Below are 22,851 nucleotides of genomic sequence, written 5' to 3'. Positions count from 1 at the left end.
GGATCGGAACGTGCTCTATCTTGTTGATAACTAGAGCATCTTCATCCGATCAGATGTTTCCATCTGATCGGATGATGCTCTAAAACCTCTGATCGCAGCACATAAGAGGAGGCGGCAAGCCAGCCATGAGCGAAACAGTCCATGACATCCTGCGCGCCCATACCGGCGCCCGCGCCATCGCCGCGCCCGCGCGGCACCCCTGTTCCGGCCCCCGTCTTGCCGCGCTGGCGGACGAGGTGCGCACCGCGCTGAACGCGCGCGGCATCGGCCGTGGCGACCGTGTGGCCATCGTCCTGCCCAACGGCCCCGCCGCCGCCACCGCCTTCGCCGCCATCGCCGCGATGTGCTGCGCCGCCCCGCTCAACCCCGCCTACAAGGACCAGGAATTCGAGTTCTATCTCGACGACCTGAAACCCCGCGCCGTCATCGTCGCCGCCGGGTCCGACAGCCCGGTGCGCGGCGTCGCCGCGAAACTCGGCATTCCGCTGCTCGACCTCGCCGAGGACGACTCAGCCCCCGCCGGCGTCTTCACGCTCGACGTCTCCGCCCTGCCCGAAACCCCGGCCGCCAACCCCGGCCCGGCCGAACCGGAGGACGAGGCGCTGGTCCTGCACACCTCCGGCACCACCGCGCGGCCCAAGATCGTCCCGCTGCGGAGCAGGAACCTCGCCGCCTCGGCGCGGCACATCGCCGCCAGCCTCGCCCTCGCGCCGGACGATCTCTGCCTCAACGTCATGCCGCTGTTCCACATTCACGGCCTGATCGCGGCGACCCTCGCCTCGCTGCGCGCCGGCGCCGCCGTCTGCTGCACGCCGGGCTTCAACGCCTTCCGCTTCTTCTCCTGGCTCGAGGAGGAAAACCCCACCTGGTACACGGCGGTGCCGACCATGCACCAGGCCATCCTGCTTCGCGCCCCCGAGGATGACGCGGTGAGGGCGCTGGCCAGCCTGCGGTTCATCCGCTCCTCCTCCGCCTCGCTGCCGCCGCAGGTGATGGCGGCGCTGGAGCAGAAATTCGGCGCCCCGGTGATCGAGGCCTACGGCATGACCGAGGCCGCCCACCAGATGGCCTCCAACCCGCTGCCGCCGCGCGCCCGCAAGGCCGGTTCGGTCGGCATCGCCGCCGGCCCCGAGATCGCCATCATGGACGATGACGGCACCCTCCTGCCGCAGGGCGAAACCGGCGAGGTCGTCATCCGCGGCCCCAACGTCACCGCCGGCTACGCCGCCAACCCCGAGGCCAACGCCAAGGCCTTCACCAATGGCTGGTTCCGCACCGGCGACCAGGGCATGCTCGACGCCGAAGGATATCTCTTCCTCACCGGCCGGCTGAAGGAGCAGATCAACCGCGGCGGCGAAAAGATCAGCCCGCTGGAGGTCGATGTCGCCCTGCTCGACCATCCGGACATCGCCGAGGTCTGCACCTTCGCCATCCCGCACGACAAGCTGGGCGAGGAAGTGGCCGCCATCGTCGTCCCCCGCGCCGGCACCGCGCCCGACCCGCAGGCGATCCGCGATTTCGCCGCCGCGCGCCTCGCCGCCTTCAAGGTGCCCCGCCGCATCCTGATCATGGAGGCGATCCCCAAGGGCCCGACCGGCAAGGTCCAGCGCGTCGGCCTCGCCACCCGCCTTGGAATCACGGCATGACCAGCATCTGCGTCTTCGGCGCCGGCGCCATTGGCGGCCTCGTCGCCGCCCGGCTCGCCGCGTCCGGCACCGATGTCTCGATCGTCGCCCGCGGCCCGCATCGCGCCGCCATCGAGGCCAACGGCCTCAAACTTGTTTCTGAAAACGAAACGATCATCACCCGCCCCCGCGTAGCCGACGCCGCCGAACTCGGCCCGCAGGATTATGTTCTCATCACGCTGAAGGCCCAGGGCATCGAGCCCGCCCTGCCGCAGCTCCGCCACCTGATCGGCCCGCACACCACCATCATCGCCGCGATCAACGGCATCCCCTGGTGGTACACCTACGGCCTGCCCGCCCCCTTCACCGACCGTCGGATCACCGCGGTCGATCCCGAGGGCGCGGTCTGGGCCGCCCTGCCGCCGGCGCAGACGCTCGGCTGCATCGTCTATCCCGCCGCCGAGATCGTCGAACCCGGCGTGGTCAACCACACCTATGGCGACCGCTTCATCCTCGGCGAGCCCGATGGCGCCCGCACCGAGCGCGCGTCCCTGATCAGCCGCCTCATGATCGAGTCCGGCCTCAAGGCGCCCGTTCGCCCCCGCATCCGCGACGACATCTGGGTGAAACTCTGGGGCAACATGGCCTTCAACCCGATCAGCGCGCTGACCGGGGCGACGCTCGACGTCATCACCGCCGACCCCGGCACCCGTGCCCTCGCGCGGGGGATGATGCTCGAAGGCGCGGCCATCGCCGAGGCGCTCGGCGTGCGCTTCGCCATCGATGTCGAGAAGCGGATCGATGGCGCGGCCGAGGTCGGCGCGCACAAGACCTCGATGCTCCAGGATCTGGAGCGCGGCCGCCCGATCGAGATCGAGGCGCTGCTCGGCGCCGTGGTGGAAATGGCTGGCTGGGTCGGCCTGCCTTCCCCCACCTGCGCCGCCGTGCTCGCCCTTGTGCGCCAGCGTGCCAGAATCGCCGGCGTCTGATCACATCCATGCGACTCACGTATAAGTGAATACAAAAGGTGGCGATCTCGTAATCTGGTTTGAATAAGAAGCTTGCGGCGCCGAACAATTGTCGGACCGTCCGCGCCGGCCCCGTGCCGGCGCGGGCTCAATCAAACCAATGAGAGACGCCCGATGACACCCACCATCTTCAGTTTTCCAACCTCGGCCTACGTGCCGCTCGGCCTCGCCTTTTTCGGCCTCGGCACCGGCTATCTCATCTACGGCCCGCAGGAGCTTTTCGGCTTTCCGGAGCGCTCGCCTGCGGTCGACTGGGCCAATGGCTGGTACGGCGTCTGGATGCCCGGCTTCCTGCAGTTCCTCTGCGGCACCTACATCCTTGTCGGCCTGACCTGGTTCCACGTCTTCCACGGCGCGCCGCTCTACGCCGCCGGCATCCTCACCTCGGTCTTCGGCGTTCACTGGTTCGCCATCGGCCTCAGCCGCATGCGTCAGGGCGACATGCGGGTGAACGGCTTCATGGCCGTCGCCTTTTTCCTGGTCTCCATTCTCGGCCTGATCGTCTTCGCCGAAGCGGGCGACATTCCGGTGGCCATCCTCTTCGTCGGCCTCTCCTGCGTCTATTTCGCCGGCATCTTTTCCTATTTCGGCATCGGCGCCCCGCTCAGCCTCCGGGCCCAGGGCTTCTTCCACACCGTCACCGGCCTCTGGCTGATGTATCTCACCTACGGCATCGTGCTCGATCTCGCCCTGGGCTGGCACATCCACATCTGACCCAACGCAACCCCAACGCCTGATCACACGGCCGGCCCTCGTGCCGGCCGTTCTTATATCTTGCTCCGGCCCTCGTGCCGGCCGTTCTTATATCTTGCTCCGGCCCTCGTGCCGGCCGTTCTTATATCTTGCTCCGGCCCTCGTGCCGGCCGTTCTTATATCTTGCTCCGGCCCTCGTGCCGGCCGCCCTGCATTCCGCACCTGCCACGGGCGCAACCCCCCCCTCGGTTGCCCGCGCGTCGCCCCCCACCTATACCGGCTGCAAAACCCCGCACGCGCACAGGAACTCCCGATGGCCAGCTACCAGTACGTCTACGTGATGAAAGACCTCACCAAGGCCTTCCCCGGCGGCCGCGAGGTCTTCAAGGGCATCACCCTCTCCTTCCTCCCCGGCGTCAAGATCGGCGTCCTCGGCGTCAACGGCGCCGGCAAATCCACCCTGCTGAAAATCATGGCCGGCATCGAGACCGAATTCGGCGGCGAGGCCTGGGCTGCCGAGGGTGCCCGCGTCGGCTACCTCCCGCAGGAGCCGCATCTCGACCCGACCCTCACCGTCGGCGAGAACGTCGCCCTCGCCTTCGCCGACATGCGCGCCGCCCTCGCCCGCTTCAACGAAATCTCCGAAGCCTTCATGGAGCCGATGGACGACGAGAAGATGAACGCCCTTCTCGCCGAACAGGCCACCCTCCAGGAAAAGATCGACGCCGGCGACGGCTGGGAGCTTGACCGCCAGATCGACATCGCGCTCGACGCCCTCCGCTGCCCCCCCTCCGACAGCCCCGTCACCAACCTCTCCGGCGGCGAGCGCCGCCGCGTCGCCCTCTGCCGCCTCCTCCTCGAAAAGCCCGACCTCCTGCTTCTCGACGAACCCACCAACCATCTCGACGCCGAATCCGTCGCCTGGCTTGAAAAGACGCTGCGCGCCTACGCCGGCACCGTCATCCTCGTCACCCACGACCGATACTTCCTCGAAAACGTCACCAACTGGATTCTCGAACTCGAACGCGGCCGCGGCTACCCGTTCGAGGGCAACTACACCTCCTGGCTGGAGCAGAAACAGAAGCGCCTCGCCCAGGAGGAAAAGGAAGAATCCGCCCGCCAGCGCGCCCTCAAGGAAGAGCGCGAATGGATCGGCGCCTCCCCCAAGGCCCGCCAGGCGAAAAACCAGGCCCGCATCAGCCGCTACGAGGAAATGCTCGCCAAATCGACCGAGCAGGTCTCCGGCGTCGCCGAAATCGTCATCCCCCCCGGCCCGCGTCTCGGCGGCACCGTCATCGAGGCCCAGGACCTCCGCAAGGGCTTCGGCGACAACCTCCTGATCGACGGCCTCTCCTTCAAGCTCCCCCCCGGCGGCATCGTCGGCGTCATCGGCCCCAACGGCGCCGGCAAGTCCACCCTCTTCAAGATGATCACCGGCGTCGAAAAACCCGACGCCGGCACCTTCACCGTCGGCGACACCGTGAAACTCGGCTATGTCGACCAGTCGCGCGACAGCCTCGACGGCAACAAGACCGTCTGGGAGGAAATCTCCGGCGGCACCGACGTCATCCACCTCGGCAAGCGCACCGTCGCCTCCCGCGCCTATGTCGGCGCCTTCAACTTCAAGGGCTCCGACCAGCAGAAGAAGGTCGGCATCCTCTCCGGCGGCGAACGCAACCGCGTCCACCTCGCGAAAATGCTCAAGGGCGAACACAACGTCATCTTGTTGGACGAACCCACCAACGACCTCGACGTCGACACCCTCCGCGCCCTGGAAGAAGCCCTCGCCGAATTCGCCGGCTGCGCCGTCATCATCTCGCACGACCGCTGGTTCCTCGACCGCCTCGCCACCCACATCCTCGCCTTCGAGGGCGACAGTCACGTCGAGTGGTTCCAGGGCAACTTCCAGGACTACGAGGAAGACAAACGGCGCCGCCTCGGCGCCGACGCCACCGAACCCCACCGCATCAAATACCGCCCCCTCACCCGGTAGCCAGCGGATGCAGGGTCTTGGTTCCGGGCCCACGCAGGGGGTTCTACCCCCTGCACCCCCGCCAAAGGCGGAGCCTTTGGAATCCTCTGGTTTTGGTTTTGGGGAGGGCATGGACGTGCCTTCGCCAAGGCAATCGCGCGGATGCCCTCCCCAAAACCAAAACCGTAAAGCGGTTCCAAGGGCTCAGCCCTTGGCGGGGTTCAGGGGCAGCGCCCCTGATGGGGTCCGGGGCAAAGCCCCGCCATCTCCATGACCACCAACCCCGCCTGGCGCGTCACCACGGCGCGGCTGCGACTGGACCCGGTAAGCTGGGCGGACCGCGACGACCTGATCGCCCTGAAAACCGACCCCCGCGCCTTCGCCATGATGCTCGGCGGCGTCCGTACGCCCGAGCAGGCCACGGCGGAACTCGCGGATGAAATCGCCGCCTGGGGCGCGCACGGCTACGGAATCTGGACCATCCGCGGCCAGTCCACCAACGCCTTCCTCGGCATCACCGGCCTCGAAGACCGCCCGGACGGCCGCGGCATCGCCCTCCGCTTCGCCCTATGGCCCGAAGTCCGCGGCGCCGGCCTCGCCCGCGAAGCCGCCAGCGCCGCCCTCCGCTACGGCCACGACCGCGTTTCGCTCCCCCGCATCATCGCCATCGCCCGCGCCGACAATTTCGCCAGCCGCACCGTCCTCGGCGCCATCGGCATGACCGAATCTGATTCTTTCTCCCGCAACGGTGTGCAGATGCTAGTTTATGAGAGTGTGAGTGATAACTTATTGTCTTAGAGCCCGAATCTGAATGGTAGTGCGACTATCGGTGACGGGCGATTTTTCGTGTGAGCAGGCGGATATGGGCGAGGAAGAGCCATGCGGTGGCGCTGGTAACGGTGGCCTCGAAATCCCTTGCGAGACGTCGGCATCTGCCGAGCCAGGCGAAGGTTCTTTCTACCACCCAGCGCCGCGGCAGGAGTTCAAACCCGCTCGCGGCGTCGGAGCGCTTTACGATCTGTATGGTCCATTTGCCGATTTTGGCGAGGCGTCCATTGAGTTTAGGACCGGCATAACCGCCGTCAGCGAATATGTGCCGCAACCAGGGATACAGGGATTTGACGGATTTGAGCACGTCGGGCGCCCCGTCGCGGTCCTGAATACCGGCATGATGAACGACGGCACCGACGAGGTGGCCGATTGTATCTGTGATGATGTGGCGCTTGCGGCCCTTGATCTTCTTTCCGGCATCGAACCCGCGCGGCCCGCCGGCTTCGGTGGTCTTGACCGACTGACTGTCGATCACACCGGCTGTGGGCGAAGCCTCGCGTCCGGCCATTTCCCGCGCCTGCATGACTAGGACGTGATTGATGCGATCGAACGTGCCGTCACGACAGAAGCGGTAGAAATACCCCTGCACGGTGGTGAACGGAGCGAATTCCTTCGGGATCTGGCGCCACTGACAGCCGGTTGCCAGCATGTAGAAGATGGCCTCCACAATCCTTCGAAGCGCCACCCTTCGGGGTCGGCCTCGATGCTGCGGAGCGGGCATGAACGGCTCGATCATGGCCCATTCAGCGTCGGTGAGGTCGCTTGCGTAGCGCAATCCGGCCCGGCAATATCGTCGCCGAGCGATTTCAGTCCAGGTCATCGTGTCTCCGTCCGTCTTCGCAAACGAACTGAATCACAACTTACTGAAATCGCTCAACTATCTTTTTCGGTCCGGCTCTTAACTAAGAACTGGCCAAAATCGGGAGATAGAGAAATTTATGCCTTATGATTTAGCAAACCGGCTGGTAATCGGTGTTGCATCAAGCGCCGTTTTTGATTTGAGTGAATCTGATGCGGTTTTTAAGAAAGACGGTGAAGAAAAATATCGAGAATTTCAAGAACAAAATCTAGAGGTGCCGCTTCCAACGGGCGTTGCATATCCGTTTATCAGACGCCTACTTTCTCTCAATGACTTAGTGTCTGATCCAGAAGATCCTTTGGTAGAAGTCGTATTGTTGTCGAGAAATGACCCTGATACCGGCCTTCGGGTAATGAAAACGATCGAACTACATAAATTAAATATTACAAGAGCAATATTTATGCAAGGGAAGGCGCCATACGAATATATACCCGCTCTGAATATATCATTGTTTTTATCTGGAAATAAACCAGATGTTGATGCTGCGATTAAGGCAGGCTATCCTGCTGGGCATGTTCTTGAGTCAAAGTTTGAAGATGATGATGATGATAATGCTTTGCGGATAGCATTTGATTTTGATGGTGTAATTGCGGGTGATGAATCTGAACAGGTAATGCAATCAAATGGATTAGTGAGATTTCATGAACATGAAGTTCAGAATGTTATGTCTTCTCACAATCCAGGTCCATTGAAAGAATTTCTCGTTAGGATTAATAAAATTCAAAGAGTCGAGGAAGATTATAAAAAAGAACATCGATCATATAAAAATAGATTGCGGGTTTCAATCGTAACAGCAAGAAATGCGCCGTCGCACGAACGCGCACTACGAACGTTAAAGAGTTGGGGAGTCATGGCCAATGACGCGTTTTTCTTAGGTGGAATTGAGAAGAAGAGTGTTCTATCGGTGCTTAAGCCGCATATCTTTTTCGACGACCAATCTAGGCATCTTGAGAAAGCTAGTGATGTGGTTCCGTCCGTACATATACCGTTTGGCGTAATTAATTCTGAAAAGGAATGAGGATTGTCGGAGGATAACGAGGATAATAGTGCTTCTAATATTGATAATGATCTCTTAAAGTGCCTTAAAGTTGAAGAATATAGTGGTGTTAGACGTATCATTGAACTTAATGCGTATTCTATGGATGGGTTAGAAAGGTTCTGTATTGGCGCTTCTGGTGCAATATTTGCGTTTATATTTTCTGTTGAAGGGCGACAAGACTTTAAGCCGTATATAGCGCTATTGCCTCTGACTATTACATTATATGGATATTTAAGATTTTTCTGGCAAGACAAAATCGTGGGATTTTGTAACGAATTTCTTGTAATTCACTATCCTCAGATAAAATTTACAGAATATTTCCGAAATAAAAATAAAAATATATTATTCCATTCTCGCAATGGTGTGTGGATAATATTATCGCTTATCGGTTTTTTCGCGGGTTTGATCGCGATTGTTAAATATAGTTGTGGCGAAATTGAGGAAGCTATCTTGGTTTCGTTCATTTCGTTTTTGATGCTAGGATTTATCGGGATTCAATTGATTGCTTTTCTACAGAAAAAGAAACAATGAGACAACATGTTTGAGATAGATAGTCGGAGATCGTGCCGCAGTCTATTTTATATGCTTTGGTCCCCTTTTGACGCCGAGCGTCACACCGACAAGGCCACGCGAACCGCGAGGTCAACGCCATCATCGCCCACGCGGTGCAAAACCTCCGGTGGACGCTGAAGACGCAACGACATGACCATGGATGACCTGAAACCCGACCTCGCCGAAGCGCTGCAACGGTGCGAAACTCTGCTCGCCGGGCGTCCGGGCTTGCAGCCCCTCATCTCCATCCGCAACCAGCTGATCTATCTTCAGCAAGTCTGCGCCGGAACCGCCGGGCCGGAACGGCTCGGGGAGATCATTCTGGGCGTCCTCGCCGTCCGCGAAATTGAGGGCTGGGACGATGAACTGGCCGACCTCCTCCACCGGATCAGCGCGGCGGGGACCCGGCTGAAACCGGCCGGCTGAGCGACCCCACCGGGCTCGTCCCGGCAACCCTCCCCGCGCCGCCGCAATTGTTTCCCGTGAAACATTCCCTGCCTTCGAGTTCACCGCACGCCACGGCAGTCCTATCGGTAAACAATCCGCGCCAGCAGTCGATAAACTATCAAAATATTAACCCCCGCTTCACCGCTTTCGCGCCCCAAACCCGCGTCTCGCCTGTATAAAAAATCTTCATTACACAGAAGGACCGAGTGCCATGCGCGTCCTCGTCGCTTACTATTCCCGCACCGGCACAACTGCACGCATCGCCAGCATGATCGCCGCGGAATTCGGCGCTGACCTCGAAATGATCCGCAGCCCCGCCTGCGCCTCCGGCATTCCCGGCGCGCTCCACGCGCTCGGAACCTGCCTTGGCGCCCGCCCGCCGGCAATCCTTCCCACCAGGCTCAACCCGGCCGACTACGCGCTCGTCATCCTCGGAACCCCGGTCTGGGCCCTCTCCCTCGCCGCCCCGCTCCGCGCCTGGCTCGCCACCAGGGCGCGAAACCTCCCCGCCTGCGCCGCCTTCGCCACCGCCAGCGCCGCTGGCTTCCGCGGCACCTTCGCCGCCATCGAAACCCTCACCGGCCAGAAACTCCGCGCCTCCCTCGCCATCACCGCCGAAGACATCTGCGCCGGCCGCGAACACCTCGCCACCCTCCGCTTCGCCGAATCCCTCCGCGGCGCCACAACCCGCCTCTGGCGCCACACCCCGCCTCGCCTCGCCCACCACCACGAAACCTTCCTCGGCTGGTAACCGCGCAAGGAAAATCTTCCTGCCCCGCGCCCCGCGCAAACAGGATCATATTCCTATAAAACCCTGGGAATATCGTCCCAGCCGCCCCTCAGGCCGGCTGCGGCCCGCCCGGCTTGCGCGCCTGCACCCCGAAATATTCGACATATCCGGCAAAGCGCGGCCGCAGCCGCTCGGCATTGATCCCGAAATCCGCCAGCCGGTAGCGGTTCCGCCCATAGCCCCCGCGCGGCGCCGCATCGAGATACTGCCGCATCGCCGTCTCCGCCGCCCGCGTGAACGTCTCGCCAAATCGCGCGTAAATCCCCGCCACCGCGCCAATCGGGTCCGCCGTCAGCGTCTCATACTGGATATTCACCAGCCGCTCCGCCGGCACCGCCCCGCTCCGGTCGAACGCCACCAGCCGCCGCGCCCCGTCGATCCACCGTTCCGTCACCTGCCGGCCGATCTCCGCTGTGTCGATCCCCCGCAGGAACGGCCGCCGCAGCACCTCCGTCATATGCGCGACCGAGGCGAACACATGCACCGGGTCGCGATGCACCACGACAAACCGCGCATCCGGATAGGTCCGCAGAATCGCCTCGACCGAAAACGTATGCTCCGGGCATTTCAGCGCCCAGAACCGCCCGCCCGTCCCGTGCTGCATCGCCTGCAGCCACTGCCGGTGAAACGCGAAGGCCGCCCCGTCATCCTCGCCGTCCAGCCAGGCCGTATAGCTCGGCACCCGGAACGTCGTGTCGAACCGCAGCGAGTGGAACACATGCGCGGTAATCTCGCTGCATTCCTGCGGGCTGTCCGCGTCGATCGGGTGAATCGCCGGAAACTCCGGCGCCATCCCGGCGAACATGTCGAGCTGGCGGTCGGTCCGGCGCACGGCGGCGTTCCGCCGCGCATCGAACCCCACCGGCCGCGCCGCCGGATACAGCGTCTGCCACACCCGCGGCACCAGCACCTCGGGGTCATGGCCGAACAGCGTGTGCAGAAACGTCGTCCCCGAGCGCGGCAGCCCCATGATGAACACCGGCGCGGCCACCCGTGCCGCGCCAATCTCCGGCGCCGCCGCGTGCATCCGCCGGATCGCCTCGGCATTGCGCGCCAGCCGCATCAGGTCGTAGCGAACCGAAACCCGGCCGAACAGCGAAAGCCGCGTCTCCGCCGCCAGCGAGGCCGTGAGCCGCTCCAGCCCCTCGCGCGCGAAATTCGGCATCGCCCCGCCCGCGGCGGCGGCAATCCCCGCCGCGTCCAGCGCCGGCACCCCGCGCGGCAGCACCCGCTCCGCAGCACCAAACGCCGCCGACAGCAGCTGGAATTTCAGGCTCTTCCCCGGTCGTCGCGAAGGCGGCTCCGGCACCGGATCCCGCGGCATGGTCAGATCACTTCCGTTCGATCAGCTCGATCTTGTAACCGTTCGGGTCCTCGATGAACGCGATCACCGTCTTGCCGAACTTCACCGGCCCCGGCTCCCGCGTGATCTTCACACCGGCGGCGCGCAGCCTCTCCACCGCACCGTAGATGTCCGGCACGCCGAGGGCGAGATGTCCAAAAGCGGTGCCCTGGTCATACGCCTCGACGCCGTAATTATAGGTCAGCTCCAGCACCGTGTGCGTCGCCTCGTCGCCATAGCCGACAAAGGCGAGCGTATACTTGCCATCCGGCACGTCGTTGCGGCGCAGCTCCTTCATGCCGAGCAGCTCGGTGTAGAACTTCACGCTCTCATCGAGGTTCCTCACCCGGATCATCGTGTGCAGATACTGGAAATCGCTCATGACTGTCTCCCTTCGGTCCATCGCGCGGCGCGAGGGTCGATCCCGAGCAGAAACAGCCCGGCCGCGTCGGCGGCGCGCGTCATCGCCTCGCGATCCATCAATATGGCACCGCCGGCCTCGAATGCGATGCCGCGCAATCCTGCCTCCACCGCCCCCTGCACGGTCTTGACACCAAGGGTCGGCAGATCGGCGCGGCGGTCCTGCCCGGGCTTGACCAGCTTCACCAGCACGCCGCCCGGCCCCGGCCGCCGCAGCGTGGCCGCGCGCGCCAGCATCGCATCCGTGCCCTCCACCGCCTCGACCGCGAGTGCGATGCCCTGCTGCACCACCGCCCCCTGCCCGACATCCGCCGCCCCCAGCGCCAGCACCACGGCAACGCCGCGCGCGATGTCCGCCAGCGCCGCCGCGTCCGGCGCCGTCGTGCTCAGCAACCCTTCCGGCGCGAGCACCTCGCCGATCACCTCATGCGCGCCGATCACGGTGAACCCTTCCTCGCCCAGCACCCGCACGATGGCGGCGAGCAGCCCGTCATCCCCGGCGAAGGCGGCCCGGCCGATGCGCGCCAGCAGTTTCGCCCCCACCGCATCCGGCCGCAGATCGAGCAGCGAGGGCCGCTTCACCGGGCCCGCCAGCACCAGCTCGCGGCAGCCGGCGGCGCGCAGTGCCGCGATCGCGGCCCCCACCGCGCCAACCCGGATCGTCTCGTGCGGAAACGCGCTCACCACCGCGGGATCGGCATAGGAATCGAGCGCCACGATGAACACATCCCGCCCGCCGGCGCGCGCCGCCGCCGCCACCCGCCCGGGCAGCGTGCCGCCGCCGGCGACGATGCCAAGCGGCGTCGTCGTCCGGCTCATGACCGCGAAGCGCGCATCCGCGCTCACGCCTCGGCGTCGTCGCCGTGGCGGGTCGTGCTGCGGATCAGGCCGCGCTTGCTCGGTGCGTCGATGAAGGCGAGGATCTCCGCGAGATACGGATCATCCCCGGCGCCGCCGCGCAGCGTCTCCACCCGCGCGGCGAAAGTCCCCTCGCCCTGGAACAGCAGGCGATAGGCGTTGCGCAGCCGGTGCTGGCCCTCCTTGTCGAGTCCGCGCCGGCGCAGCCCGACGATGTTGAGCCCGTGCAGCCGCGCGCGGTTGCCGATCACCGAGCCATAGGGGATCACATCCGCCTCGACGCCGGAGGCGCCGCCAACCATGGCCCCGGTGCCGATCCGCACGAACTGGTGGATCGCGGTCGCCCCGCCGATGATCGCGCGATCGGCGATCTCGACATGCCCGCCCATCACCACGTTGTTGGCGATCACGATATTGTCGCCCAGCGCGCAATCATGCGCGACATGCACCACCGCCATCAGCAGGCAGCCGGCGCCGATGCGGGTGATGCCGGTGCCGGTCACGGTGCCGCGATGGATGGTGCAGTGCTCGCGGATGACGCAGTTCGGCCCCAGCTCGGTCCGCGTCGGCTCGCCCTTGTATTTCAGGTCCTGCGGCGCGAGGCCGATGGTGGCGAAGGGAAACACGCTGGTGCCGGCGCCGATGCGCGTATGCCCGTCGACCACCACGTGCGAGACGAGTGCCACCCCGTCCTCCAGCACCACATCCGGGCCGACCGTGCAGAACGGCCCGACGCTGACCCCCGCGCCGATCGTGGCGCGCGGGTCGATCGACGCTGTGGGGTGGATCATGCCTCGCCGGCTTTCTTGTCCATGATCATCGCGGCGAAGCCCGCCTCGGCGACGGTCACGCCGTCGACCCTGGCGATGGCGGTGAACTTCCAGACGTTGCCGCGGTTGCGATCCTTGGCGACATGGATGCGCAGCACGTCGCCCGGCACCACCGGGCGGCGGAATTTCGCCCCCTCGACCGACATGAAATAGACCACCTTGCCGGCCTCCTCGGGGCCGAGCGTCTCCACCACCAGCACCGCCGCCGTCTGCGCCATGCTCTCGATGATGAGCACGCCCGGCATCACCGGGTGGCCGGGGAAATGGCCCTGGAAGAAATGCTCGTTGACCGAGACGTTCTTGACCCCCACCGCCGAGACATTCGGCACCAGCTCCACCACCCGGTCGATCAGCAGGAACGGATAGCGATGCGGGATCGCGTGCATGATCCCGGCGATATCCACCGTGATCCCCCCCGTCTGCCGTTCCGTGTCGTCCGTCGCGCTTCGGTCCATGTCAGAGCGTCCGTGTCCCGTTCGTGTTGTGGATGATCCGGTCAGGATTTCGCATCCCGCTCCGGTGAAGGCGGAGAATGCCTCAATCCGCCGCGCCGCGCAAAGCGCCGCAATGTCGCGACCTCGCGCATGAACTCCTTCGCCGGCCGCGCCGGGCTGCCGAGCAGGTCGATCCCCGGCTTCACGTCGGACATCACCCCGGCCTGCGGCCCGATGCGCGCGCCCCTGCCGAGGGTCAGATGGCCGGCAACCCCGGCCTGGCCGGCCAGAACCACGAAATCCTCCAGCGTGGTCGAGCCCGATATCCCAACCTGCGCGACGATCACGCAGCAGCGCCCGATCCGCACGTTGTGGGCGATCTGCACGAGGTTGTCGATCCGCGTGCCCGCGCCGATCACGGTATCCTGCGCCGAGCCGCGGTCGATCGTGGTGTTCGCGCCGATATCGACGTCATGCTCGATGATCACCCGGCCGAGCTGCGGCACCGAGAGAAACCCGTCCTTCGTGGTCGCGAAGCCGAACCCGTCCTGGCCGATCCGCACGCCGGGATGAATCATCACCCGGTCGCCGATCAGCGCATGGCTGACGCTCGCCCCGGCGCCGACGCTCACGCCCTCGCCCAGCACGCAGCCCGGCCCGATCACCGCGTGCGGGCCGATACGGCAGGCGGCGCCGATCCGCGCCCCCGCGCCGATCACCGCGAAGGGCCCGATCTCGGCCGCTTGATCGATCTCCGCCCCCGCGCCGATCACGGCACTCGGGTGAATGCCCGGCACCGCCACCGGGGCGGGGTGGAACAGCGCGCAGGTCCGCGCCCAGGCCTCGTAGGGGGTGGGCGTGATCAGGCACGCCACCGTCGCCGGCGCCGCCTGCGCCATCTCGGCGCGCAGAATCACCGCCCCGGCGCGGGTTTCCGCCAGCAGCCTGAGATATTTGCGGTTGTCGAGAAAGCTGACATCCTCCGGCCCGGCCGACTGCAACGGGGCGACGCCGGAAAGGCGCCGCCCCGCGCCGCGCCCGTCCGCACCGCTTTCCGCCGCCACCGTGGCCCCTGCCGCCGTGGCGATCTCCGCCAGGCTGAAGGGGCCGCTCCGGGTGAAGAACCGCGCATCGCCCGGCCGCGAATCGCGCCCGCCGCTCATCGCGGCCTACTTCTTCTTCGCGGCCTTCTGCGCGTCGTGCGCCATCTTCGGCACGACCGAGGGCGGCACCGCCACCTGCGGCAGGATCTTGTTGAGCTGGTCGGCGACTTCCTTGGTGATGTCGAAGGCGTTGACGTTCAGCGCCACCTGCGAGCGGTGCAGCACGAGGTTCATGCCATGCGCCTGCGCCACCTGGCGGATCACCGCGATCAGCGAGCTTTCGATCTTGCCGAGCGCGGTGCGCGCGGAGACCTCGATGGCGACGCTGCGGTTATGGAAATCGAGCTGCGCCTGCTCGATCTCGCGCTGCAAATGCTGCTCGCGCGCGGCCAGCGCCGGCTTCGAGAGCTTGCCCTTCTCGGCGATGATCGCGTGCTGCTCGCCTTCCCATTTCTTCTGGTCGGCCTGGGCTTCCTCGGCGAGCTTCTGCCGCCGCGCGTTGATGATCTTCTCGACGCCCTGGGCGGCGGTCGAACTGCGCATCACGTCGGGCACCGAGAGCACGCCCATCACGGCGGCGGGCGGCGCCTTTTCCTTGGGCAGCGGGGCGAGCTGCGGAATCGGCGGCAGCTTTTCGGGCGGCACCTGCTGCACGCCGGGCTGGCCGGCGGGCGCGGGCTGCTGCTGGGGCAGCGGCGCGTGGATCGGCGCGGTGTGCGGCGCCTCGACCTTCGGCTTGGGGATGAAATATCCCTTGCCGTTGTTCGACTGCGCGTGGCCGGTGCCGGCGAACGCCATGATGAGGGCCGGAAGCGCCAGCCCGGCGCGGAATGTCGCGATGCGTGTCACGTGATCAGAACCTCGTACCAAAGGAAACGCGGAATTGCTCGATCTGGTCGTATTTGTATTTCTTGATCGGCTGGGCATAGGACAGGTCGATGAGCCCGAACGGCGTGTTCCACGCCACGCCGAGACCGGCCGAGACGCGCGGCGCCGCGTTGTCGTAAACGCCGAGCGTGGTGCCGTTCACCGTGATCGGCGAAACGCCGGTCAGGCTGCCGATATCGGCGAAGGCGAAGCCGGTCACGCCGAGATCGGGGCTGACCGGCAGCGGGAAGTGCAGCACCGTGTCCTGCGTCCAGATGAAATTGCCGCCGATGCTGTCGCCATACTGCGTGTCGTGCGGCCCGGCGCCGCCGGTCTGGAAGCCGAGCATGCTGTCGCCGCCAAGGAAGAAGCGGTCCGCCAGCGTCGTCCGGTAGCCCTCGATGCCGAGGATCTTGCCGACATGGCCGTCGAATTCCAGCACCCAGGCCTTGTCGCCGAGCAGCCGTTCGAGCGGAATGTAATACGCCCCGCGCGCTTCGAGCCGGACATATTTCGCACTCCCGCCCAGCCCGGCGAAATCGCCCGACAGCGAGAGAATCTCGCCGCTCGAGGGATCGATGCGGTTGTTGCGGTAGTCGAAGGTCAGCGTGGTGCCGAGCTGCGAGAGCGTGGTCTTGCCCTGCTCGCTCTGGATGTAGAGGCTGGCGGTCGAGGCGATGTTGTAGATGTCGCGCGTGCTCAGCGTGTAGGTGAAGGCCTGGCTGACATGGTCGTTGTAGCGGAAGCCCACCCGCACGTCGCCGCCGAGCGAGCGCTCGCTGAACACATAGGCGGTCGAGTTGTAGGTATCGGTGCGGAACAGGTCGAAACCGGCGATCAGGTTGCGCCCGAGGAAATACGGGTTGGTGACGCCGAGGTTGAACTGCGTGCCCTTCTGCGCCAGTAGCGCCGAGATCGAGGCGCTGACCCCGGTGCCGAGGAAATTGTCCTGGCTCAGCCCGATATTCGCCAGCGCGCCGAGATCGGTCGAATAGCCGCCGCCGAGCGAGAACTGCCCGGTCGCCTGCTCGTCGACATTGACGTCGAGATTGACGCGGTCCTGCGTGCTCGTCGGCGCGGTCGAGATCCGCACCCCGTCCTGCTTCTTGAAATAGCCGAGATTTTCGAGGTTCTGCTTCGACTGGTCGACCGCGTCCTGATTATACGCATCGCCCGGCGCCAGCTCCACCTGCCGGCGGATCACCTCGTCCTCGGTGCGGGTATTGCCGCTGATCACCACGTCATTGACGTAAACCTTCGGCCCCTCGACGACGCGGAAGGTGAGGTCCACCTTGTGCGTCGCGTGGTCCTCGTGAACGTCCGGCACCACCTGGGCGAAGGCGAAGCCGCGATTCTGCGCCGCCTTCGAGATCGCCTTCACCGCGGTCTGGATCGCATCGCCGTCGAACAGGTCGCCCTTTTCGATCGGCACCAGCGCGCGCAGCGAGGCGGCGGGCAGGTTGGCGACGCTGCTCTGCACCTTCACCGCGCCGATATGATAGCGCGGCCCCTCATGCACCACGAAGGTCAGGAAGAACGACTTGCGGTCCGGCGCCAACTGGGCGGTGGCACTCTGCACCTTGAAGTCGGCGTAGCCGTGATGGAAATAGAACCGGCTGAGCAGCGCCTCGTCGTATTTCACCCGCTCGGGGTTGTATTCGTCGGCGCTGGAGAGGAAGCGGAACCAGGCGTTCTCCCGGCTCGAAATCACTTCGCGCAGCCGCGTCTGGCCATAGGCGTGGTTGCCGATGAAGTCGATCCGGCTGATCAGCGTCTCAGCGCCGTCATGGCAGCGGAACACCACATTCACCCGGTTCTCCGGCAGCTTGACGATCTCGGGAGTGACGGTGGCGCTGTAATGCCCCTGCTTGCCATAGAGCGCCAGGATCGCCTTGGTGTCCGCCGCCGCCGCCGCCCGGGTGAACACAGCGCCGGGCTTGAGCGAGATCGCCTTCGAGAGCTTGTCGTCCTTCAGCACCGAATTGCCGCGGAAGAACACCTGGTTGACCACCGGGTTCTCCTGCACGTCCACCATCAGCGTGTCGCCCTCGCGGGTGAGCGAGACCGAGCTGAACAGGCCGGTGGCGTAGAGCGTCTTCAGGCTGAGATTCATCCGCCGCTGGCTGAACCGCTCGCCCGGGCGCAGCAGGATATAGGAGAGAATGGTGCTGGCGTCGATGCGCTGGTTGCCGCGCACCCGGATTGCGGCGATCCGCCCGGCGCTCGCCGCGGCCGCGGCCGGGGCGGGGGTCGCCGCCCGGGCGGCAGGAGCCAGGAACACCGGCGCGAGGCACGCCGTGGTCATCAGAGCCAACCGCAGTCGCCGCAAGGACCGTCTCCCCATCACACGATGTTCATCAACCGGACCCGGGCGCATCCCGCATCCGCTCAGACAAGCGGCCTAGCCGCAACCGCCCCGCGCCGCAAGGGCGGCCCCGCCTAGCGCCCGGTCCAGCGCGCCTCGATCACCCGCGCCCCCGGCGGGATCGGCGTCGCCGCCACCTGCCTGTCCTCGCTCCTGCGGATCGCGTGCAGCAGCACGAACAGCACCGCCGTATTCAGCATCCCCGGCGGAATCCATTGAATGATGCCGCCCAGCATCTGGTCCTTCATCGGCGAAATCGCCGGATAGAGCCGGCCGCACAGGTCGTAGAAATTATACAGCCCGGTCTGGGTCAGCGCGATATACGACGACACCGCGATCTGCGGAAACATCGGCAGGAACCCGGCCGCCATCCGCGTCAGATAGGAATACCCCGCCTCCGCGCGCGGCCGCGGGTCGAGCACCACCAGCCAGAACAGCAGGCCGGACAGGATCATCGCGACATTCATGACCGCATAGAGCGGCGGGTTGATCATCGAGGCGAAATTCACCTCCGGGATCAGCCACACATCCGTCACCGCCAGCGACACCACGATCGCCACCGGCGGAAACCGCAGCACACCCAGCGCCGCCCGCCCCGCGCCGCGCTCGAAGGCGCGGATCAGCCCGGCCGGCACGCCGGCGGCCAGCACGTCGCGCGGCCAGGAAAACGCGATCAGGAACGGGCCGAACACGCCGAACGTCGCCTGCTGCACGCGGTTGAGGAAGAACATGTGCTGGGCGGCATATTCGAACCGCGTCTGCCCGACGAAATAGATCGCCGCCACCCCGGCATAGAACGCGAGGATGCGCCAGCGCGCCGGCCGCGTTTCGCACCGCGCGAGCCCGCGCCCATACCAGAACGCCGCCAGCAGCGGCCCGGCGAACAGCGGCGCGTTGAAGATATATGGCGCGAGATAGGGCAGCACAGCGGGGGCCAGCCGGCTCGCGAGGTCGAGCGCGGCGCCGAGCACGGCGATGGCGATCAGCCCGCGCGCGTCGGTGCGGTCGAATTCATGCCGGGACGTGTTCATGCGCCGGGTATGGTCTCAGATCGGCACCCCGGCAAGCGCCTTGCTGGTGCGGATGGTCTGCAGCGTCTGCACGCGGGTGACGTTGGGGGCGGCGGTCAGCCGCTCGGTGAGCTGGTTCTCGTGCGCCGTGTCGCGCGCGACCATGCGCAGCAGAAAATCGTCGCCGCCGCGGATCATGTGGCACTCGCGCACCTCCTCCCACCCGCCGACCATCGCCTCGAACGCGTCCAGCACCGCCTGGCGCTGGCTGTCCAGCCCGACAATGGCGAACAGCTCGATCTGCCAGCCCAGCTTCTGCGCGTCGGTCTCGGCGTGATAGCCGCGGATCAGCCCGGCCTCCTCCAGCCGCCGCACCCGGCGCAGGCAGGGCGGCGGCGAAATCCCGGCGCGGCTCGCCAGCTCCACATTGGTCATCCGCCCGTCGGCCTGCAATTCGGCGATGATCCGCCGGTCGATATCGTCGATCGGCGTGGCCTCGGCGGCCAGGCGCGGCGCGGACGGGATGGCCGGGGTTGACGGCATGGGTTTTCACCGCTCGGAAAGAGTTGATCGCGTGACAGATATAGTCCGGTCATATAATTGCATAACCACAGGGTGTGAATGCGGCATGCGGAAAGCTGGAAATCCCGCCGCCGCACCCTTAATTCCGCATCAGAGGTGCATCAAATGGCGGATCAGGCCACGATCGAGACGAAACTGCTGATCATCGGCGCGGGGCCGGCCGGCTACACGGCGGGAATCTACGCCGCGCGGGCGAATCTCGCCCCGGTGATCGTCGCCGGGCTGCAACCGGGCGGCCAGCTCACCATCACCACCGATGTCGAGAACTATCCCGGCTTCGCCGACGTCATCCAGGGCACCTGGCTGATGGAGCAGATGCGCGCCCAGGCCGAGCATGTCGGCACCCGCATCGAATACGACATCATCACCGACATCGATCTATCCGCCCGCCCCTTCGTCGCGCGCGGCGATTCCGGCGCGCTCTACCGCGCCGATTCGGTCGTGATCGCCACCGGCGCGCAGGCCCGCTGGCTCGGCCTGCCCTCCGAGCAGCGCTACCAGGGCGCCGGCGTCTCCGCCTGCGCGACATGCGACGGCTTCTTCTATCGCGGCCGCGCGGTCGCCGTGGTCGGCGGCGGCAACACCGCGGTCGAGGAGGCGCTCTATCTCACCAACCACGCCACCAAGGTCACGCTGATCCACCGCCGCGACTCGCTGCGCGCCGAAAAAATCCTCCAGGACCGGCTGTTCGCCCACCCCAAGATCGAGGTGATCTGGAACCACACGGTCGAGGAAATCACCGGCGAAGGCGCGCCGGCGGTCGTCACCGGCGCACGGCTGCGCGATGTGAAAACCGGCGCCGAGCGCGACATCGCCGTTGACGGCGTGTTCATCGCCATCGGGCATGATCCGGCCACTTCACTGTTCCGCGGCAAGATCGACATGGACGACGAAGGCTACATCCGCACCATTCCCGGCACCGCGCAAACCTCGGTTCCCGGCGTCTTCGCCGCCGGCGACGTGCAGGACCGCGTCTACCGCCAGGCCGTCACCGCCGCCGGCACCGGCTGCATGGCCGCGCTTGAGGCGGAGAAATTTCTTGCGCACCATGCGCGAATCGAACAACAGGCTGCATGAGACAATATAAAATACGGCCCATTGCCGGGCCGGGAAAGGGACGCTGACCGTGACAGGCAATCACATGGACTGGGACAAGTTGCGCGTGTTTCACGCGGTGGCCGAGGCGGGCAGCTTCACCCATGCGGGCGACGTGCTGAACCTCTCGCAATCCGCCGTCTCGCGGCAGATCTCGGCGCTGGAGGAGGCGCTGGCGGTGCCGCTGTTCCACCGCCACGCCCGCGGGCTGATCCTCACCGAGCAGGGCGAGCAGCTCAACCGCACGGTGCGCGACGTCTTCGCCAAGCTCGCCATGACCGAGGCGCTGCTGGCCGAAAGCAAGGAACGCCCGGCCGGCCGCCTGAAAGTGACGACGACGCACAGTTTCGGCGTGGTCTGGCTCGCCCCGCGGCTGCGCGCCTTCCTCAAGCAATATCCCGATGTCAGCATCTCGCTCCTGCTCGACGATGTCGATCTCGACCTCGCGATGCGCGAGGCGGATGTCGCGATCCGCATGCACCCGCCCCGCCAGCCCGATCTCGTGCAGCGCAGCCTCGGCGAAATCCGCTGGCAGATCTTCGCCTCCGAGGATTACCTGCGCGAGGCCGGCAAAACCCCCGAACGGCCCGAGGATCTCGACGATCACCGCCTGATCCTGTTCGGCGACCGCAAGCCGCCGGTGGCCGACGTCAACTGGATCGCCAGCATCGGCCGGCCGGATGGCGCCGCCCCGCGCACCGGCGCGCTGGAGGTGAACTCGCTCCAGGCCATGCTGATCGCTATCCGCAGCGGCATCGGCATCGGCGCCGTGCCGGACTACCTCACCGAAGACACCACCGGCATGGTCCGCCTCCTGCCCGAGGTGAAGGCACCCAAGATCGACATGTATTTCGTCTATCCCGAGGAACTGCGGAACTCGAAGCGCGTCTCCGTCTTCCGCGACTTCCTCGTGAACGAGATCGGCCGCCGCTGAGCCGCCCCGGCTGAACATGGCCGCCGCCCCATGATGGTTCCGCGCCGGGCGGCGGCGTGGCGCTGGACCGCCCTCGCGGGCGCGACGGTCGCGGCCGCGCTGCCGCTCGCCCGTCTCGGCGTGCCCTCGGCGGCGCTGTTCGCGGCCCTCTTCGTCGCCACCGCCCTGGCGCTGGCGGGGCGCGCGCCGGATTTCGTGCCGCGCGGTGCCACACTCGCCGCCCAGGCCGTGCTCGGCGTCGTCATCGGCGCGCTGGTCAGCGGGCCGACCCTGCGCGCCCTCGCCGCCCACGCCATCCCGGTCGTCCTCGTCACCTTCGCGACGCTGCTGGTCTCGATCGGCGCCGGCCTGCTGATGGGCCTGCGCCGCGATGTCGACGCCACAACCGGCGCGCTGGCGCTGACCACCGGCGGCGCCTCGGCCATCGTGGCGCTGGCCGCCGAACTCGGCGCCGACATCCGCATGGTCGCCGTGGTGCAATATCTGCGCGTCGGCCTCGTCACCGCGATCATGCCGCTGGTCGCCGCCCTGGTGTTTCACGTCGGCGGCCACCCCGCCGCCGACCACCTCCTTCACGTCGGCGGCCACCCCGCCGCCGACCACCTCCTTCACGTCCGCGGCCATGCCGGCGCTGGTCACGTCTCTCACGCCGGGCTGCAAGGGCTCGTCCTCGTCGCCCTCGCCGCCCCGCTCGGCCTGCTGCTCGCGCGGCTGACCCGCATGCCCGCCGGGCCGCTGCTCGGGCCCCTGATCGTCGCCGCGGCGATCACCCTGACCGGCCGCACCGGCGATGCCGGCGTGCCCGCGCCGATCGTCGATCTCGCCTATGCCGCGATCGGCTGGCAGGCCGGGGTGCGCTTCACCCGCGCCCGCCTCGCCGAAATCGGCCGCGCCTTGCCGACCGCGCTCGGCCTCATCCTGCTGGTCAACGCGATCTGCGCCGGGCTCGGCGCGCTGCTCGCCAATCTCGCCGGCGCCACCCCGTTCGAGGGCTATCTCGCCACCCTGCCCGGCGGCATCTACGCCGCCCTGGCGATGGCGATCGCCGCGCGGACCGACGTCACCTTCGTCCTCGCCGTCCATGTGCTGCGGGTGCTGCTGGTGATGTTCACCATGCCGCTCTTCGCCCGCCTGCTCCGCCGCCGCGCCGCCCGGCCGCACTGATCATCCAGGCT

General features: G+C 66.0%; 23 protein-coding genes. 12 read left to right on the top strand and 11 right to left on the bottom strand.

The annotated features are described in order from the left end of the window. The first annotated feature begins 125 nt into the window (after window positions 1-125). The 5 genes from ACIDOCELLA78_RS000000104230 to ACIDOCELLA78_RS000000104210 all read left to right on the top strand — a co-directional run bounded on the left by ACIDOCELLA78_RS000000104230 (window position 126) and on the right by ACIDOCELLA78_RS000000104210 (window position 6,116). Window positions 126-1,646 carry an acyl--CoA ligase gene (locus ACIDOCELLA78_RS000000104230; protein WP_201728520.1) on the top strand — a complete coding sequence of 507 codons (1,521 nt, stop codon included), beginning with the start codon at window positions 126-128 and terminating at the stop codon, window positions 1,644-1,646. Further along, the gene (locus ACIDOCELLA78_RS000000104225; RefSeq protein ID WP_201728519.1) at window positions 1,643-2,614 is read left to right on the top strand and encodes a 2-dehydropantoate 2-reductase; all 972 of its coding nucleotides are present in this window, start codon (window positions 1,643-1,645) and stop codon (window positions 2,612-2,614) included. Before ACIDOCELLA78_RS000000104230 ends, ACIDOCELLA78_RS000000104225 begins: the two co-directional genes overlap by 4 nt. Before the next feature lie 153 nt (window positions 2,615-2,767). Beyond that, a complete protein-coding gene (locus ACIDOCELLA78_RS000000104220) occupies window positions 2,768-3,367 on the top strand; it encodes a hypothetical protein (RefSeq protein ID WP_249675699.1) in 600 nt (199 codons plus the stop codon). A gap of 292 nt (window positions 3,368-3,659) precedes the next feature. Then, window positions 3,660-5,339: an energy-dependent translational throttle protein EttA gene (gene ettA / locus ACIDOCELLA78_RS000000104215; protein ID WP_201728518.1), complete on the top strand. Its 1,680-nt coding sequence runs from the start codon at window positions 3,660-3,662 to the stop codon at window positions 5,337-5,339. Window positions 5,340-5,588: 249 nt separating this feature from the next. Then, the gene (locus tag ACIDOCELLA78_RS000000104210) at window positions 5,589-6,116 is read left to right on the top strand and encodes a GNAT family N-acetyltransferase (protein WP_201728517.1); all 528 of its coding nucleotides are present in this window, start codon (window positions 5,589-5,591) and stop codon (window positions 6,114-6,116) included. Window positions 6,117-6,141: 25 nt separating this feature from the next. Here the strand turns inward: ACIDOCELLA78_RS000000104210 and ACIDOCELLA78_RS000000104205 are convergent, their stop codons facing one another. Next, window positions 6,142-6,969, bottom strand: coding sequence for an IS5 family transposase (locus ACIDOCELLA78_RS000000104205; protein ID WP_201727504.1), 828 nt, complete (start codon window positions 6,967-6,969; stop codon window positions 6,142-6,144). A gap of 118 nt (window positions 6,970-7,087) precedes the next feature. Here ACIDOCELLA78_RS000000104205 and ACIDOCELLA78_RS000000104200 point away from each other — a divergent pair, with 118 nt between their 5' ends. From ACIDOCELLA78_RS000000104200 to ACIDOCELLA78_RS000000104185, 4 genes are all read left to right on the top strand, one after another. Next, a complete protein-coding gene (locus ACIDOCELLA78_RS000000104200) occupies window positions 7,088-8,026 on the top strand; it encodes a 5'-nucleotidase (RefSeq protein ID WP_201728516.1) in 939 nt (312 codons plus the stop codon). Window positions 8,027-8,029: 3 nt separating this feature from the next. After that, window positions 8,030-8,578 (top strand): hypothetical protein, encoded by a 549-nt coding sequence (locus ACIDOCELLA78_RS000000104195; protein WP_201728515.1) that lies wholly within the window; start codon window positions 8,030-8,032, stop codon window positions 8,576-8,578. 171 nt (window positions 8,579-8,749) lie between these two features. Next, window positions 8,750-9,025: an immunity protein Tsi6 family protein gene (locus ACIDOCELLA78_RS000000104190; RefSeq protein ID WP_249675696.1), complete on the top strand. Its 276-nt coding sequence runs from the start codon at window positions 8,750-8,752 to the stop codon at window positions 9,023-9,025. A 232-nt stretch (window positions 9,026-9,257) separates the two neighbouring features. After that, entirely contained in the window at window positions 9,258-9,797 is a 540-nt protein-coding gene (locus ACIDOCELLA78_RS000000104185) for a hypothetical protein (RefSeq protein WP_201728514.1), read from the top strand. An 88-nt stretch (window positions 9,798-9,885) separates the two neighbouring features. On the opposite strand, the gene ACIDOCELLA78_RS000000104180 is transcribed toward ACIDOCELLA78_RS000000104185, so the two are convergent. The 10 genes from ACIDOCELLA78_RS000000104180 to ACIDOCELLA78_RS000000104135 form a co-directional block, all read right to left on the bottom strand. Continuing rightward, complete coding sequence (locus ACIDOCELLA78_RS000000104180; protein WP_201728513.1) at window positions 9,886-11,160, bottom strand: sulfotransferase; 1,275 nt, start codon at window positions 11,158-11,160, stop codon at window positions 9,886-9,888. A 7-nt stretch (window positions 11,161-11,167) separates the two neighbouring features. After that, the gene (gloA, locus tag ACIDOCELLA78_RS000000104175) at window positions 11,168-11,560 is read right to left on the bottom strand and encodes a lactoylglutathione lyase (protein WP_201728512.1); all 393 of its coding nucleotides are present in this window, start codon (window positions 11,558-11,560) and stop codon (window positions 11,168-11,170) included. Beyond that, complete coding sequence (locus tag ACIDOCELLA78_RS000000104170; protein WP_201728544.1) at window positions 11,557-12,417, bottom strand: LpxI family protein; 861 nt, start codon at window positions 12,415-12,417, stop codon at window positions 11,557-11,559. The genes gloA and ACIDOCELLA78_RS000000104170 overlap by 4 nt, the downstream gene beginning before the upstream one ends. A 23-nt stretch (window positions 12,418-12,440) precedes the next feature. Continuing rightward, the gene (gene lpxA / locus ACIDOCELLA78_RS000000104165) at window positions 12,441-13,247 is read right to left on the bottom strand and encodes an acyl-ACP--UDP-N-acetylglucosamine O-acyltransferase (RefSeq protein WP_201728511.1); all 807 of its coding nucleotides are present in this window, start codon (window positions 13,245-13,247) and stop codon (window positions 12,441-12,443) included. Next, window positions 13,244-13,741 (bottom strand): 3-hydroxyacyl-ACP dehydratase FabZ, encoded by a 498-nt coding sequence (gene fabZ, locus ACIDOCELLA78_RS000000104160; RefSeq protein ID WP_201728510.1) that lies wholly within the window; start codon window positions 13,739-13,741, stop codon window positions 13,244-13,246. The genes lpxA and fabZ overlap by 4 nt, the downstream gene beginning before the upstream one ends. A gap of 41 nt (window positions 13,742-13,782) precedes the next feature. Beyond that, the gene (gene lpxD / locus ACIDOCELLA78_RS000000104155; protein WP_201728509.1) at window positions 13,783-14,883 is read right to left on the bottom strand and encodes a UDP-3-O-(3-hydroxymyristoyl)glucosamine N-acyltransferase; all 1,101 of its coding nucleotides are present in this window, start codon (window positions 14,881-14,883) and stop codon (window positions 13,783-13,785) included. A 6-nt stretch (window positions 14,884-14,889) separates the two neighbouring features. Further along, window positions 14,890-15,672, bottom strand: a complete 783-nt coding sequence (locus ACIDOCELLA78_RS000000104150; protein ID WP_201728508.1) for an OmpH family outer membrane protein — start codon at window positions 15,670-15,672, stop codon at window positions 14,890-14,892. Window positions 15,673-15,676: 4 nt separating this feature from the next. Continuing rightward, on the bottom strand, window positions 15,677-17,995 hold the full coding sequence (gene bamA, locus ACIDOCELLA78_RS000000104145) for an outer membrane protein assembly factor BamA (protein ID WP_201728507.1): 2,319 nt from the start codon (window positions 17,993-17,995) through the stop codon (window positions 15,677-15,679). A 134-nt stretch (window positions 17,996-18,129) separates the two neighbouring features. Next, a complete protein-coding gene (locus ACIDOCELLA78_RS000000104140; RefSeq protein WP_249675693.1) occupies window positions 18,130-19,086 on the bottom strand; it encodes a cytochrome c oxidase assembly protein in 957 nt (318 codons plus the stop codon). Between the two features lie 15 nt (window positions 19,087-19,101). Next, window positions 19,102-19,608 carry an Lrp/AsnC family transcriptional regulator gene (locus ACIDOCELLA78_RS000000104135; protein ID WP_201728506.1) on the bottom strand — a complete coding sequence of 169 codons (507 nt, stop codon included), beginning with the start codon at window positions 19,606-19,608 and terminating at the stop codon, window positions 19,102-19,104. Between the two features lie 144 nt (window positions 19,609-19,752). On the opposite strand from ACIDOCELLA78_RS000000104135, the gene trxB reads away from it, so the two are divergent. The 3 genes from trxB to ACIDOCELLA78_RS000000104120 all read left to right on the top strand — a co-directional run bounded on the left by trxB (window position 19,753) and on the right by ACIDOCELLA78_RS000000104120 (window position 22,840). Then, window positions 19,753-20,724: a thioredoxin-disulfide reductase gene (trxB, locus tag ACIDOCELLA78_RS000000104130; protein ID WP_201728505.1), complete on the top strand. Its 972-nt coding sequence runs from the start codon at window positions 19,753-19,755 to the stop codon at window positions 20,722-20,724. Between the two features lie 64 nt (window positions 20,725-20,788). Beyond that, entirely contained in the window at window positions 20,789-21,676 is an 888-nt protein-coding gene (locus tag ACIDOCELLA78_RS000000104125) for a LysR family transcriptional regulator (RefSeq protein ID WP_201728504.1), read from the top strand. A 30-nt stretch (window positions 21,677-21,706) separates the two neighbouring features. Further along, the gene (locus tag ACIDOCELLA78_RS000000104120; protein WP_201728503.1) at window positions 21,707-22,840 is read left to right on the top strand and encodes an AbrB family transcriptional regulator; all 1,134 of its coding nucleotides are present in this window, start codon (window positions 21,707-21,709) and stop codon (window positions 22,838-22,840) included. Window positions 22,841-22,851 lie beyond the last annotated feature (11 nt).

Source organism: Acidocella sp. C78 (genome assembly GCF_907164655.1).
Note: the sequence above shows the minus strand (reverse complement) of the source record. Positions and strands in the feature narration are given on the sequence as shown.

Excerpts from the sequence above, each read along its gene's own strand:
- ACIDOCELLA78_RS000000104140 (WP_249675693.1), bottom strand. The coding sequence starts at position 19,086 with ATGAACACGTCCCGGCATGAATTCGACCGCACCGACGCGCGCGGGCTG.
- ettA (WP_201728518.1), top strand. The coding sequence starts at position 3,660 with ATGGCCAGCTACCAGTACGTCTACGTGATGAAAGACCTCACCAAGGCC.
- ACIDOCELLA78_RS000000104180 (WP_201728513.1), bottom strand. The coding sequence starts at position 11,160 with ATGCCGCGGGATCCGGTGCCGGAGCCGCCTTCGCGACGACCGGGGAAG.
- ACIDOCELLA78_RS000000104205 (WP_201727504.1), bottom strand. The coding sequence starts at position 6,969 with ATGACCTGGACTGAAATCGCTCGGCGACGATATTGCCGGGCCGGATTG.
- ACIDOCELLA78_RS000000104125 (WP_201728504.1), top strand. The coding sequence starts at position 20,789 with ATGGACTGGGACAAGTTGCGCGTGTTTCACGCGGTGGCCGAGGCGGGC.
- ACIDOCELLA78_RS000000104190 (WP_249675696.1), top strand. The coding sequence starts at position 8,750 with ATGACCATGGATGACCTGAAACCCGACCTCGCCGAAGCGCTGCAACGG.
- ACIDOCELLA78_RS000000104225 (WP_201728519.1), top strand. The coding sequence starts at position 1,643 with ATGACCAGCATCTGCGTCTTCGGCGCCGGCGCCATTGGCGGCCTCGTC.
- ACIDOCELLA78_RS000000104120 (WP_201728503.1), top strand. The coding sequence starts at position 21,707 with ATGATGGTTCCGCGCCGGGCGGCGGCGTGGCGCTGGACCGCCCTCGCG.
- trxB (WP_201728505.1), top strand. The coding sequence starts at position 19,753 with ATGGCGGATCAGGCCACGATCGAGACGAAACTGCTGATCATCGGCGCG.
- ACIDOCELLA78_RS000000104230 (WP_201728520.1), top strand. The coding sequence starts at position 126 with ATGAGCGAAACAGTCCATGACATCCTGCGCGCCCATACCGGCGCCCGC.
- gloA (WP_201728512.1), bottom strand. The coding sequence starts at position 11,560 with ATGAGCGATTTCCAGTATCTGCACACGATGATCCGGGTGAGGAACCTC.
- ACIDOCELLA78_RS000000104200 (WP_201728516.1), top strand. The coding sequence starts at position 7,088 with ATGCCTTATGATTTAGCAAACCGGCTGGTAATCGGTGTTGCATCAAGC.
- lpxA (WP_201728511.1), bottom strand. The coding sequence starts at position 13,247 with ATGATCCACCCCACAGCGTCGATCGACCCGCGCGCCACGATCGGCGCG.
- ACIDOCELLA78_RS000000104210 (WP_201728517.1), top strand. The coding sequence starts at position 5,589 with ATGACCACCAACCCCGCCTGGCGCGTCACCACGGCGCGGCTGCGACTG.
- ACIDOCELLA78_RS000000104220 (WP_249675699.1), top strand. The coding sequence starts at position 2,768 with ATGACACCCACCATCTTCAGTTTTCCAACCTCGGCCTACGTGCCGCTC.
- lpxD (WP_201728509.1), bottom strand. The coding sequence starts at position 14,883 with ATGAGCGGCGGGCGCGATTCGCGGCCGGGCGATGCGCGGTTCTTCACC.
- ACIDOCELLA78_RS000000104135 (WP_201728506.1), bottom strand. The coding sequence starts at position 19,608 with ATGCCGTCAACCCCGGCCATCCCGTCCGCGCCGCGCCTGGCCGCCGAG.
- bamA (WP_201728507.1), bottom strand. The coding sequence starts at position 17,995 with ATGACCACGGCGTGCCTCGCGCCGGTGTTCCTGGCTCCTGCCGCCCGG.
- fabZ (WP_201728510.1), bottom strand. The coding sequence starts at position 13,741 with ATGGACCGAAGCGCGACGGACGACACGGAACGGCAGACGGGGGGGATC.
- ACIDOCELLA78_RS000000104170 (WP_201728544.1), bottom strand. The coding sequence starts at position 12,417 with ATGAGCCGGACGACGACGCCGCTTGGCATCGTCGCCGGCGGCGGCACG.
- ACIDOCELLA78_RS000000104185 (WP_201728514.1), top strand. The coding sequence starts at position 9,258 with ATGCGCGTCCTCGTCGCTTACTATTCCCGCACCGGCACAACTGCACGC.